This window comes from Ramlibacter sp. (assembly GCF_035706265.1).
GTDB lineage: Bacteria > Pseudomonadota > Gammaproteobacteria > Burkholderiales > Burkholderiaceae_C > Ramlibacter.
Genome location: NZ_DASSVG010000527.1, coordinates 1 through 11754 on the forward strand (window position 1 = coordinate 1; position 11754 = coordinate 11754).

Annotated in this window: 12 protein-coding genes; 7 read left to right on the plus strand and 5 right to left on the minus strand. The window is 70.1% G+C overall.

All coding sequences use genetic code 11. The features are described 5' to 3' along the window. The coding region (locus VFM98_RS18805) for a beta-xylosidase (RefSeq protein ID WP_325111425.1) at positions 1-831 on the plus strand (831 nt) is incomplete at its 5' end. Beyond that, positions 828-1427: a histidine phosphatase family protein gene (locus VFM98_RS18810; protein ID WP_325111426.1), complete on the plus strand. Its 600-nt coding sequence runs from the start codon at positions 828-830 to the stop codon at positions 1425-1427. The genes VFM98_RS18805 and VFM98_RS18810, both read left to right, overlap by 4 nt. Before the next feature lie 161 nt (positions 1428-1588). Here VFM98_RS18810 and VFM98_RS18815 read toward each other — a convergent pair whose 3' ends face one another. Then, positions 1589-2560, minus strand: a complete 972-nt coding sequence (locus tag VFM98_RS18815; RefSeq protein ID WP_325111427.1) for a hypothetical protein — start codon at positions 2558-2560, stop codon at positions 1589-1591. Next, positions 2557-3603, minus strand: a complete 1047-nt coding sequence (locus VFM98_RS18820; RefSeq protein ID WP_325111428.1) for a UDP-glucuronic acid decarboxylase family protein — start codon at positions 3601-3603, stop codon at positions 2557-2559. The genes VFM98_RS18815 and VFM98_RS18820 overlap by 4 nt, the downstream gene beginning before the upstream one ends. 214 nt (positions 3604-3817) lie before the next feature. On the opposite strand from VFM98_RS18820, the gene VFM98_RS18825 reads away from it, so the two are divergent. The 5 genes from VFM98_RS18825 (at position 3818) to VFM98_RS18845 (ending at position 7842) form a co-directional block, all read left to right on the plus strand. Next, positions 3818-4891, plus strand: coding sequence for a BMP family ABC transporter substrate-binding protein (locus VFM98_RS18825; protein ID WP_325111429.1), 1074 nt, complete (start codon positions 3818-3820; stop codon positions 4889-4891). A gap of 4 nt (positions 4892-4895) precedes the next feature. After that, positions 4896-6200, plus strand: a complete 1305-nt coding sequence (gene guaD, locus VFM98_RS18830; RefSeq protein ID WP_325111430.1) for a guanine deaminase — start codon at positions 4896-4898, stop codon at positions 6198-6200. A 153-nt stretch (positions 6201-6353) separates the two neighbouring features. Next, positions 6354-6920: a dCTP deaminase gene (dcd, locus tag VFM98_RS18835; protein ID WP_325111431.1), complete on the plus strand. Its 567-nt coding sequence runs from the start codon at positions 6354-6356 to the stop codon at positions 6918-6920. 273 nt (positions 6921-7193) lie between these two features. After that, positions 7194-7511, plus strand: a complete 318-nt coding sequence (locus VFM98_RS18840) for a hypothetical protein (protein ID WP_325111432.1) — start codon at positions 7194-7196, stop codon at positions 7509-7511. A gap of 7 nt (positions 7512-7518) precedes the next feature. Next, on the plus strand, positions 7519-7842 hold the full coding sequence (locus VFM98_RS18845) for a hypothetical protein (protein WP_325111433.1): 324 nt from the start codon (positions 7519-7521) through the stop codon (positions 7840-7842). Positions 7843-7846: 4 nt separating this feature from the next. Here VFM98_RS18845 and VFM98_RS18850 read toward each other — a convergent pair whose 3' ends face one another. From VFM98_RS18850 to VFM98_RS18860, 3 genes are all read right to left on the minus strand, one after another. Next, positions 7847-9103, minus strand: a complete 1257-nt coding sequence (locus tag VFM98_RS18850; protein WP_325111434.1) for a 6-phosphofructokinase — start codon at positions 9101-9103, stop codon at positions 7847-7849. A 59-nt stretch (positions 9104-9162) separates the two neighbouring features. After that, on the minus strand, positions 9163-10872 hold the full coding sequence (recJ, locus tag VFM98_RS18855) for a single-stranded-DNA-specific exonuclease RecJ (protein ID WP_325111435.1): 1710 nt from the start codon (positions 10870-10872) through the stop codon (positions 9163-9165). After that, the coding region (locus tag VFM98_RS18860) for a phosphoglycerate mutase (protein ID WP_325111436.1) at positions 10869-11754 on the minus strand (886 nt) is incomplete at its 5' end. The genes recJ and VFM98_RS18860, both read right to left, overlap by 4 nt.

The following is an 11754-nucleotide window of genomic DNA, read 5'->3' on the forward strand; positions in this document are numbered from 1 at the left end:
AGTGCGGCCGTGCAGGCCGAAGCGCCCGGGCTCACCAAGGTGCTGGGCGGGATCTCGCCCATCGATCCGGCCTTCATCCAGAACCTGGCGGGCCAGGGCGTGCTGGAGGCGGTGGATGCGGTGGCCGTGCATGGCTTCCCGCTGGACTGGAACCACTGGCAGATCCACATCTGGCCCGAGCGCATCGCCGAGATCGAGGCCGTGACGCACCTGCCGGTGTGGGTGACGGAAGTGGGCGTCTCCACCTTCGGCGCCGAGGAAGTGCAGGAGTTCGGCCTGAAGCGCACCGCCGAACTGCTGCGCGGCCGCGTGCAGCGCGTCCACTGGTACTCGCTCTACGACCTGCCCAAGGCCTGGCCCGCGACCACGCGCCACCGCGAGGCGGAGGGCTCGAGCTACTACCGGCACTACTACATGGGGCTGCTGCGCGAGGACGGCTCGCCCAAGCTCGCCGCGCGGCATTTCGCCGAGTACACGCCGGAATTCGGCATCTGCCAGTGGTTCCACTACGAGGACCATCGGCTGGAGGAAGCGGTGCGCTGGCTCAAGAAACTGGGCGTGAAGAAGCTGCGCACGGGCCTGTCCTGGGCCGACAGCTACCGTCCCGATGCCGACGCGTGGTTCGACCGGCAGATGCTGCTGCTGGAGGACTTCGACGTCACGGTCACCTTCTGCTTCACGCCCGAGCACCGCGGCATCCAGCCGCACCACACGAGCGCGCCGCAGGTGCCGCAGGAATTCGCGGAGTTCTGCGGCCGCATGGTGCGGCGCTATGCGGCCGGCAACACCACGCCGGTGGAGCAGGAGCGCCGGCTGGCCGCGGTGGCGTGACGACCACCTTCTCGATCGTGCGGCACGCCGCGCACGACTGGCTCGGACGCGGCTTCGCCGGGCGGCAGCCCGACGTCTCGCTCAATGCACAGGGCCGCGAAGAGGCCGGGGCCCTGGTGCGTCGCCTGCAGGGCGTGCCGCTCGACGCGATCTACTGCAGCCCGCAGCCGCGCACGCAGCAGACGGCCGCCCCGCTCGCCGCGCAGCGCGGCCTGGAGATCCGCGTGGAAGCCGCCTTCGACGAGGTGGACCTCGGCGAGTGGCAGGGGCGCACGTTCGACGAAGTCCGCGACCAGGAGGCCTGGAAGCATTGGCTGGCCCACCGCGGCAGCGCCCAGCCGCCCGGCGGCGAGCCCTTCGCCGAGGTGGCGCGGCGCGCGAGCGCGGGCCTGCGGCGGCTGGCGGAATTGCATCCGCAGCAGCATGTGCTGGTCGTCTCGCACGGGGACGTGATCAAGGCCATGGTCGCGACGGTGCTGGGGCTGTCGCTCGACAACCTGGAGTCGTTCGACATCGCGCCGTGTTCGATCAGCGTGATCGCGATGGGCAGGGAGTGGGCGCAGGTTCGGCTGTTGAATTCGGTGGGGGCGGCTTGACGGTATGGGGTGCGCGTTCCAGGTAGGCTGGTGCTGAGCGCGCGTCAGCGCCGAAGCCCAGCGATGCGCGAGCGCCGCGAAGCGCTGGGCTTCCGGCGCGCTTCGCGCGCGGTCAGCGCCAGCATACGAATTCGCCATTGCCGCCCGCAAGGCAATGCCTCTCACACCGCCGCTATCGCCCGCCTCCGATACCCCGCCGCCACCGCGCGCAGCGCGGCGGCGAGCTGGTCGACGACCGCTCCCCAATGCCCCGCCCGCGGCTGCCGGAACAGCCGCATCGTCGGATACCATGGCGTGTCTTCGCGCCCTTCCATCCAGCGCCAGTCCGCCTCGTGCTTCAACAGGACCCACGTCGGCCGGCCGAGGGCGGCCGAGAGATGCGCCGGCATGCCGTCGACGCAGATCACCAGGTCGAGCGCGCACATCGCCGCGGCCGCGCGTTCGATGGCTGTCGTGCGCGGCGACAGGCGCTCGACGCCGAACCGCTGCAGCAGCGGATCCTGCGCCGCCTCGCCCTGCTGCAGGGAAAAGAACTGCACGTCTTTCAAGGCGAGCACGGGGGCCAGCGCCGCCAGCGGCACGGTGCGCGACGCATCCCAGTCGCTGGTCGCCCACACGAGGCCGACGCGCAGCCGGCCCTCGTCGGGCAGCTCCAGCGACGCATCGCGCGGCAGTTGCCGGTGCAGGTGCGGATACGGCCCCGGCAAACGGGCCAGGTTCATGCGCAGCGCGTACGCCAGTTCCATCACCTCGATGTCGACATCGTGCGGCGGCAGCGGATCGTCGGTCCAGTAGTTGCGCACCTCGCCCAGCCCGGGCGCGTCGCGCAGCAGTGCCACCAGGTGCGGCTGCACCAGGAAGTGCACGTGCGCGGCCTGCAGCAGCGGCACGAAGCGCATGAACTGCAGCGTGTCGCCCAGGCCGTGCTCGCAGCGCACCAGCACCGAGCGACCCGCCGGCGGGGTGCCGTCCCAGCGGAGCTGCTGCGGTGCCCGCACGAAGCCGGCGACGCGTTGCGCGTCGCGGCGCGGCAGTTCGATGCGGTCGGTGGCCCGCCAGGCGGCTTCCCAGTCGCCGCGCCGCATGGCGGCGAGCCAGTCCGCGCCGACGCTGTCGGTAGCGGCTTCGCTCAAGCGGCCAGCACCGCCCGGCGCCCGCCCGCGTTGCGCGCGACGCGGCGCGTGGAGGGCTTGACGTTGGCGGCGTCGTGGGTGGCGGCGGCGCGCGTGAGCAGCTTGTCGAAGTAGGTGATGGTCTTCTTCAGGCCCTCGGAGAGCTGCACCGTCGGCTCCCAGTTCAGCTTCTCCTGGGCCACCGTGATGTCGGGACGGCGCCGCACCGGGTCGTCCACCGGCAGCTCGGCGAACACGATCTTCGATTTCGACCCGGTGAGTTCGATCACGCGCCTGGCCAGCGAGAGGATGGTGAACTCGCCCGGATTGCCGAGGTTGATCGGTCCCGGGAAGGGCCCTTCCTGCGCCATGAGGCGCACGAAGCCTTCCACCAGGTCGTCCACGTAGCAGAAGCTGCGCGTCTGCTGCCCCTTGCCGTAGACCGTGATCGGCTGGCCCTTGAGCGCCTGCACGATGAAGTTGGAAACCACCCGGCCGTCGTTGGGGTGCATGCGCGGGCCGTAGGTGTTGAAGATGCGGCAGACGCGGATGTCCACGTTGTACTGCCGGTGGTAGTCGAAGAAGAGCGTCTCGGCGCAGCGCTTGCCTTCGTCGTAGCAGCTGCGCGGGCCGATCGGGTTCACGTTGCCCCAGTAGCCCTCGGGCTGCGGGTGGTAGGCCGGGTCGCCGTAGACCTCGCTGGTCGAGGCCTGCATGATGCGCGCCCGCGTGCGCTTGGCCAGGCCCAGCATGTTGATGGCGCCGATCACGCTGGTCTTGGTGGTCTGCACCGGGTCGTGCTGGTAGTGCACGGGCGAGGCCGGGCAGGCCAGGTTGTAGATCTCGTCGACTTCCACGTACAGGGGCAGCGTGACGTCGTGGCGCACCAGTTCGAAGCGGGGATGGTCGAGCAGGTGCTCGATGTTGTCCTTGGTGCCGGTGAAGAAGTTGTCGGCACAGATCACGTGGTGGCCTTGCGCGACGAGCCGGTCGCACAGGTGGCTGCCGAGGAAGCCGGCGCCCCCCATGACGAGAACGGTGCTGCGGCCGTTGTACTTGCGCATTTCTTTTCCCTGTCGTGATGAATTTTCTCGAACCGAAGGGTGTTCGCGATTCGGAGTTCGTTATACGCAAAGCCAGGCAACTCGTGGGCGCGCGCACCTCGGCGCTGGTGCATCTCTGCGTAGGACGAAGCCGTAAAATGCGTACTGAAGAGAGGTCGCGCCCCGGCGGCCTTTTTCTTTGCCGAGTTTTTCCGGGGCCATGTAGAGGAACACCATGTACAAAAACCTCGTCGCGATTGCGCTCGCGGCACTCACGTTTTCCCTCCCCGTCCATTCGCAGAAGAACGAGCCGCTGAAGGTCGGCTTCCTCTATGTCGCGCCGGTCACCGATGCCGGCTGGGTGCACCAGCACGAGGCCGCGCGCCAGGCCGTGCAGGCCGCCTTCGACGGCCGCGTGAAGACTTCCTACGTGGAGAACGTGGCCGAAGGCCCCGACGCCGAACGCGTGCTGCGCGACCTGGTCGCGCAGGGCCACAAGCTGATCTTCACGCCCAGCTTCGGCTACATGGAGCCCACGCTCAAGGTGGCGAAGGACCATCCCGAGGTGAAGTTCGAATCGATCACCGGCTACAAGACCGCGCCCAACGTCGCGGCCGCGAACGCGCGCTACTACGAGGGCCGCTATCTCTCGGGCATCGCGGCCGGCCGCATGACGAAGAGCAACGTCACCGGCTACGTCGCCGGCTTCCCCATTCCCGAGGTGCTGCAGGGCATCAACGCCTTCACGCTGGGCCTGCGCTCCGTGAACCCGCAGGCGCAGGTGAAGGTGGTGTGGCTCAACACCTGGTTCGATCCGGGCAAGGAGCGCGATGCCGCGATGGCGCTGATGGACCAGGGCGCCGACGTGCTGTCCTTCCACAGCGCATCCACCGCGGTGATGGCCGCGGCGCAGGAGCGCGGCAAGCTCGCGATCGCCTACCACTCCGACATGCGCAAGGTGGCGCCGCAGGCGCAGGTGCTCGCGGTGACGCACCAGTGGAGCGACTACTACAAGCGCCGCACCCAGGCCGTCCTCGACGGGAGCTGGAAGCCGGTCAACGTCTGGGGCGGCGTGAAGGAAGGCATGATCCGCGTCGGCTGGTTCGGGCCCAGGGTCCCCAAGGCCGTGCAGGACGAAGTGCTGGCGCGCCAGAACGACATCGCCGCCGGGCGGCTGAAGCCCTTCACGGGCCCGATCGCCGACAACGAGGGCAAGCTGGTGCTCGCCAAGGGCCAGGCGATGACGGATCCGCAGATCCTCGAAATGAACTTCCTCGTGGCGGGCGTGCAGGGCAAGATCGCAAAATAGCGCGATGCAGGCATTTCGCGCAGCGCTCCTTTCCTTCGACGACGACGGCACCGCCCGCTACGAGCCCGACGGCCTGCTGGTCGTCGGCCCCGATGCGGCCGGCCGCAAGGTGATCCGCGCCGCCGGCGCCTACGCGGTGCTGGCGGCCGACCATGCCGGCGTCGCCGTCACCGAGCTGCCGGGGCGCATCCTCGCGCCGGGCTTCCTCGACCTGCACGTGCACTTTCCGCAGACGGACGTGATCGGCTCGCCGGCTTCGGGCCTGCTGCCCTGGCTGGAGGACTACACCTTCCCGCACGAGGCGCGCTTCGCCGACCACGCGCATGCGATCGCCATGGCGGACGTGTTCCTCGACGAGCTGCTGCGCAACGGCGTCACGACGGCGCTCACCTTCTGCACCTCGCATCCGCACTCGGTCGACGCGCTGCTGGAGGAAAGCGAGCGGCGCGGCCTGCGCATGATCGCCGGCAAGGTGCTGCAGGACCGGCACTCGCCCGACGGCGTGCGCGACGAGACCGAGCAGTCCCTGGTCGACACCGAGGCGCTGATCCGGCGCTGGCACGGCCGCGGCCGCCTGGGCTACGCGATCACGCCGCGCTTCGCGCCGAGCTGCTCCGAGGCGCAGCTGCGCGGCGCCGGCGAACTCGCCGCGCAGCATGGCGACGTGTGGATCCAGTCGCACGTGGCGGAGAACGAGGACGAGGTGCGCTGGGTGCGCGAGCTGTTCCCGCGCTCGCGCAGCTATCTCTCCGTGTACCAGGAATTCGGGCTGCTGCGCGAGCGCGCCGTCTACGCGCACTGCATCCACATCGACGACACCGACCGCGCGCTGCTGCGCGACACCGGTGCCGCCGCGGCCGTGAGCCCCACCAGCAACCTGTTCCTGGGCAGCGGCTTCTTCGACTACGAAGGCGCGCGCCGCGTCGGCTTCCGCCACGGGCTGGCGAGCGACGTAGGCGGCGGCACCAGCTTCAGCCCCTTCCACACCATGCTTGCCGCCTACTACGTGGGCCGCGAAGGCAGGACCAAGCCGGGCGTGAGCCTCGCGCCGGAGAACCTGTGGTGGCAGCACACGGCCGGCGCCGCCCAGGCCCTGGGCCTGGAAGGCGTGGTCGGCAACCTGCGCCCCGGCTGCGAGGCGGATTTCGTGGTGCTCGATCCGCAGGCCACGCCGCTGCTGGCGCGCCGCACGCAGCATGCGCGCAATCTCGGCGAACTGCTGTTCGCGCTGATCGTGCTGGGGGACGACCGGGTGGTGGAGCGGGTGTATGTGGATGGCGCGCCAGCGAAGGCTGGCGCGGATTCGTAGGCTGGTGCTGGAGCGATAGCGAAAGCCCAGCGCTCCGCTGCGCTCGCGCATCGCTGGGCTTCGGCTTCGCGCTCAGCGCCAGCCTACGGGATCCGCATCGCAGGGCTTCGGCTTCGCTCTCAGCGCCAGCCTACAATCTCCCCAGGAGTCCCCATGAGCATCAAGAGCGACAAGTGGATCCGCCGGATGGCGGAACAGCATGGCCTGATCGATCCGTTCGAGCCGGGGCAGGTGCGCGAGGTGGAAGGCCGGCGCGTGATCAGCTACGGCACCTCGAGCTACGGCTACGACATCCGCTGCGCGCCCGAATTCAAGGTCTTCACCAACATCCACAGCACGGTGGTGGACCCGAAGGCCTTCGACGAGAAGAGCTTCGTCGATTTCCACGGCGACTCCTGCATCATCCCGCCCAACAGCTTCGCGCTCGCGCGCACGCTGGAGTACTTCCGCATCCCGCGCAACGTGCTGACCATCTGCCTGGGCAAGAGCACCTACGCGCGCTGCGGCATCATCGTCAACGTCACGCCCTTCGAGCCGGAATGGGAAGGCTACGTGACGCTGGAGTTCTCCAACACCACACCGCTGCCGGCCAAGATCTACGCCGGCGAGGGCTGCGCGCAGGTCCTCTTCTTCGAGAGCGACGAGGAGTGCGCCGTGAGCTACAAGGACCGCGGCGGCAAGTACCAGGGCCAGCACGGCGTGACGCTGCCAAAGGCCTGATTCCCCCACTCACGTGGGCGCTCGCTTCGCTCGCCTCCACGGCCGAGCAGCTCCCGACCCTGTACGGTAGCCGCCGCGCAACACGCGTGTGCGGCGCTGCAGCGTGCGACCGGGTTCACCCCCAATGGGCTTGTGCCTGCATGCGGTCGGCGGATCATGGACGTCATGGCTTCGCTGCCGCGTGAAGAATTTGTCCTACACCATGTCGCGCTTGCCACGCTGGCGCGACGGCAGGCGGGGGCCTAGGATGAAATCCACCCGAGGAAGTCCGCCATGTCGACCCTGACGCATCCTGCAGCCGCTCCCGATTCCGCATCGCGCAGCCGCTGGTGGTGGATGCTCCTGGCGGGCGTGGCGATGGGGCAGTTGTTCGCGTTCTGGCTTCTTTGCAGCCACCAGGTGCGCAAGGCCGAAGCGCGCCACAACGAGTCGGTGATCCAGCAGATGGCGCTGGCGGATTGCCTGCAGTACATCCCCGGGTCCACCATCGCGAGCTGCTCGCCACGCACCCAGGCGAGCGCGCAGCCCGCGCAGCCGCAAGACCATCCCGCCGCCACCGGCGCCGTCCCGGTCAGTTTCAGCTATCGCTGAGGGTGCCATGAGCCGATTGCACATGGCCACCGGCGCAGCACGTGCCGGCGCTTCCGGCGCTTCGCTCGAGGCGTCCGACGAGGATCAGCCCGTCGATGCCAATCCCCGCTACTGCCCTACCGACCTGCTGGCGAGCTTCGCGCTGCTGATGGCGGGGCACGGCCGCTGCGTCCACACCGACATGATGCTGGGCGACCGCGAATATGCGATGTGGCAGCTCGCGTGCGCGCGGGCGATGGACGATCCGGAACTGGCCGCCATCGCAGCCCGCCTGTTCGCCTATTTCGACGATCCGCAGCACTCCGCGATGCCGGTGCTCGGGACGGCCTGATCGCTCAGTGGATGTCGAAGGTCGCGAGCTTGCGCGGCACGGCCACGTTCTTCAGCGTCGCGTACACCGGGACACCATCCTTGTACTGCGGATAGTCCTCCCCCCGGATCAGCGGGCGCAGGTAGGCCTTGCAGGGTTCGGTGATGCAGAAGCCGTCGTCGGTGATGTACTGGCGCGGCATGAACTTCTCCACGTTGGCCACTTCGGCCAGCGGCGCCATGCCGAAGCGGTAGCGGTAAGGCTTGTCGCTGATGCGCTCGATGGTGGGCATCACGGCGTTGTGGCCCGCCAGCGCGAGTTCGACAGCGGCCGCGCCCACCTCGTAGGCATGGCGCGCATCGGTGGTCGAGGCGATGTGGCGCGCGGCGCGCTGCAGGTAGTCGGCCACCGCCCAGTGGAACTTGTGGCCGAGCCCGTGCCGGATCATCCGCGCTACCACCGGGGCCGCGCCCCCCAGCTGTTCGTGGCCGAAGGCGTCGCGCGGGCCCTGCTGGGCGAGGAAGCGGCCGTCCGCGTGGTGCGCGCCCTCGGAGACGACCACGGTGCAGAAGCCGTACCGCGCCACCAGCTCCTCCACCCGCGCCAGGAATTTCTCCTCCTCGAACGGGATCTCGGGGAACAGCACGACCACGGGCACGCCCTGGTCCTCGATCAGGCCGCCGGCCGCCGCGATCCAGCCGGCGTGGCGCCCCATCACCTCCAGCACGAACACCTTGGTGGAGGTGCGCGCCATCGAGCGCACGTCCAGCGATGCCTCCAGCGCCGAGATCGCCACGTACTTGGCCACCGAGCCGAAACCGGGGCTGCAGTCGGTGAGCGGCAGGTCGTTGTCCACCGTCTTGGGCACGTGGATCGCCTGGATCGGGTAGCCCATGGCCTCGGCGAGCTGGCTCACCTTGAGGCAGGTGTCGGCCGAATCGCCGCCGCCGTTGTAGAAGAAGAACCCGATGTCGTGCGCCGCGAACACCTCGATCAGGCGCTGGTACTCGCGCCGGTTGCCCTCCACCGACTTGAGCTTGTAGCGGCAGGAACCGAAGGCGCCGCCGGGCGTGTTGCGCAGGCGCGCGATGGCCGCGGGCGACTCCTTGCCGGTGTCGATCAGGTCCTCCGTGAGCGCCCCGATGATGCCGTCGCGCCCGGCGAAGACCTTGCCGATGCGGTCGCGGTGGGCGCGCGCCGTCTCGATGACGCCGCAGGCCGATGCGTTGATGACGGCGGTGACCCCGCCGGACTGCGCGTAGAAGGCGTTCTTCCGGGCCATGGACCCGGATGATGGCGGCTTATGGGGCGCAGGGGAAGGGTGAAGAGCGGCTGAGCTGTCTACAACTCCGCGCCTTCGAGCAGGAAGCGCACGCGGCGGGCGCCCTGCCACTCGTCCGCCTCGAGCCGGAAGGCGATCTTCACCTTCGCCGGCAGCGGCTGCGTGTGGCCGAACCAGATCGCCTCCATGGGCTGGCCCTGGTGGCGGATCTTGAGCGCCAGGTGCTTCTCGCCCACCAGCCGCTGCGAGACGACCTCCACCTCTTCGCTGAACACAGGCGGCGCGAAGCCCTGGCCCCACACCTCGCCGTGCAGCGTGTCGACCAGGTCCGGCCGGCAGTATTCGCGCGCCAGCGGGCCGTCGGTGTGCAGCCGCCGCAGCAGCGTGGCGGCATCCAGCCACTCCTGCGCCACCTGGGCCAGCGCCTGCTCGAAGACCTCGAAGTGCTCCTCGGCGATCGAGCAGCCGGCGGCCATCGCATGGCCGCCGAAGCGCAGCAGCACGCCGGGATGGCGCTTGGCCACCAGGTCCAGCGCGTCGCGCAGGTGGAAGCCGGGGATGGAGCGGCCCGAGCCCTTGAGCTCGTGTTCGCGCCCGGGCGCCTGGCTGGCCGCGAACACGAAGGTGGGGCGGTGCAGCGTGTCCTTGATGCGCGAGGCGACGATGCCGACCACGCCCTCGTGGAAATCGGGATCGAACACGCAGATCGCCGGTGGCGGCTCCTCACCTTCCTCGAACAGCGCCTCGGCCAGCGCGATGGCCTGCTCGCGCATGTCGCCCTCGATCTCGCGCCGCTCGCGGTTGATGCCGTCCAGCGCCCGCGCCAGTTCGTCCGCCCGCGCCGCATCGTCGGTGAGCAGGCACTCGATGCCGATGGTCATGTCGGCCAGCCGCCCGGCCGCGTTGATGCGCGGCCCGAGCGCGAAGCCGAAGTCGAAGGTGGTCGCGGCCTCGGGCTTGCGGCCGGCCACCGTGAACAGGCTGGCCAGTCCGCAGGGCAGGGCGCCGGCGCGGATGCGGCGCAGCCCCTGCGCCACCAGGCGCCGGTTGTTGGCATCGAGCTTCACCACGTCGGCCACCGTGCCCAGCGCCACCAGCGGCAGCAGCGCATCGAGCTTGGGCTGCTGCGCAGCGTCGAACGCGCCGCGCGCGCGCAGTTCGGCCCGCAGCGCCAGCAGCACGTAGAACATCACGCCGACGCCGGCGATCGACTTGCTCTCGAAGCCGCAGCCCGGCTGGTTCGGGTTGACGATCAGCGCGTCCTGCGGCAGCACCGCGGCGGGCAGGTGGTGGTCGGTCACCAGCACCTGCAGGCCCAGCGCGCGCGCCGCGGCTACGCCCTCGATGCTGGCAATGCCGTTGTCCACCGTCAGCAGCACGTGGGCGCCGGTGGCGTGCACGCGCTTGGCGATGGCCGGCGTGAGGCCGTAGCCGTCGACCACCCGGTCCGGCACCAGGTAGGTGACGTCGCGCGCGCCCAGCAGGCGCAGCCCGCGCACGGCCACGGCACAGGCCGTGGCGCCGTCGCAGTCGTAGTCGGCCACGATGCAGATGCGCTGGCCGGCCGCGATGGCATCGGCCAGCAGCACCGCGGCATCTTCCGCGCCCTTCAGGCCCGCAGGCGGCAGCAGCCGCGCGAGCCCGTTGTCCAGCTCTTCGCGCGTGAGCACGCCGCGCGCCGCATAGAGGCGCGCCAGCAGCGGATGGATGCCGGCCTGCTCCAGCGACCAGGCAGCGCGGGGCGGGACGTCGCGCGGGATGATCTTCACAGGCCCTCCATCGCTTCGACCACCGTGGGGCCGCCGAACAGGCCGGCGAGACGGCGCCAGCCGCCGCCGCCGACCGAAGTCCAGGTGCGCGCGCCGGCCTCGCCGCACAGCGTGAGCCGCACGGTGCTGCCGCGATCGATTTCACCCAGCAGCCGGACGCCGTCGCGTGCATCGAGTTGCTGCCAGGCCTCGGCCCAGCCGTGCCAGTCGCCCAGCAGGGCCGCGTCGCGCAGGTAGGGCGTGACCTGCAGGCCGGTGGTCGAACGCAGTTCATGCCGGGGCGGCAGCGCGCCGGTGGCGCTGACCCAGTAGGAGTTGACCGGCAGCAGGCCGCCGCGCTCGCGCTCCTCGTTCAGCGGCAGGGTGTAGAGCAGCATCTGCATTTCCTGCTGCAGCCGGCGCAGGGGCCGCCCGGCCTCGCCGCCGGGCATCCAGGCGTCGTCGATGCGGTGGCCGATCACGCGGTCCAGCGAGGCGCTCGGCAGATCGCGGAAGAGGGCGCCGCGCGCCAGCCAGCGCATCGGCGCCTCGTACTCCAGCGCGATGCCGTCCTCCGCGAACCAGGGTTGCATGGCGGCCAGCAGCGCGCGCGAGTCGTCGCCATCGAGCTGCAGCTCCTGCGGGTGCGCCATGTCGATGTGGTCCTGGCCCACGCGCCAGTACGCCGGTGTGATCCAGGCCCAGCCCTCGGTGCCGGCCTCGCCGCCGGACTTCTGCACCTGCAGGGCGGCCAGCGGGATCAGGCCGTCGACCGGCTCCAGGCCCTGGGCGCGCGCCAGCACGCGCTCGTGCGGCGTGGAGAGGCTGCGCGGATCGCCCTCGTCGCTGGACTCGGGCACCAGCCGCCGCAGCAGCTTGTGGAAATTGGGAAGGGCCAGGCCC

Bases quoted from the DNA above. Each gene is read 5' to 3' on its own strand.
- VFM98_RS18820 (WP_325111428.1), bottom strand. From the start codon at position 3,603: ATGCGCAAGTACAACGGCCGCAGCACCGTTCTCGTCATGGGGGGCGCC.
- VFM98_RS18825 (WP_325111429.1), top strand. From the start codon at position 3,818: ATGTACAAAAACCTCGTCGCGATTGCGCTCGCGGCACTCACGTTTTCC.
- guaD (WP_325111430.1), top strand. From the start codon at position 4,896: ATGCAGGCATTTCGCGCAGCGCTCCTTTCCTTCGACGACGACGGCACC.
- dcd (WP_325111431.1), top strand. From the start codon at position 6,354: ATGAGCATCAAGAGCGACAAGTGGATCCGCCGGATGGCGGAACAGCAT.
- VFM98_RS18840 (WP_325111432.1), top strand. From the start codon at position 7,194: ATGTCGACCCTGACGCATCCTGCAGCCGCTCCCGATTCCGCATCGCGC.
- VFM98_RS18845 (WP_325111433.1), top strand. From the start codon at position 7,519: ATGAGCCGATTGCACATGGCCACCGGCGCAGCACGTGCCGGCGCTTCC.
- VFM98_RS18850 (WP_325111434.1), bottom strand. From the start codon at position 9,103: ATGGCCCGGAAGAACGCCTTCTACGCGCAGTCCGGCGGGGTCACCGCC.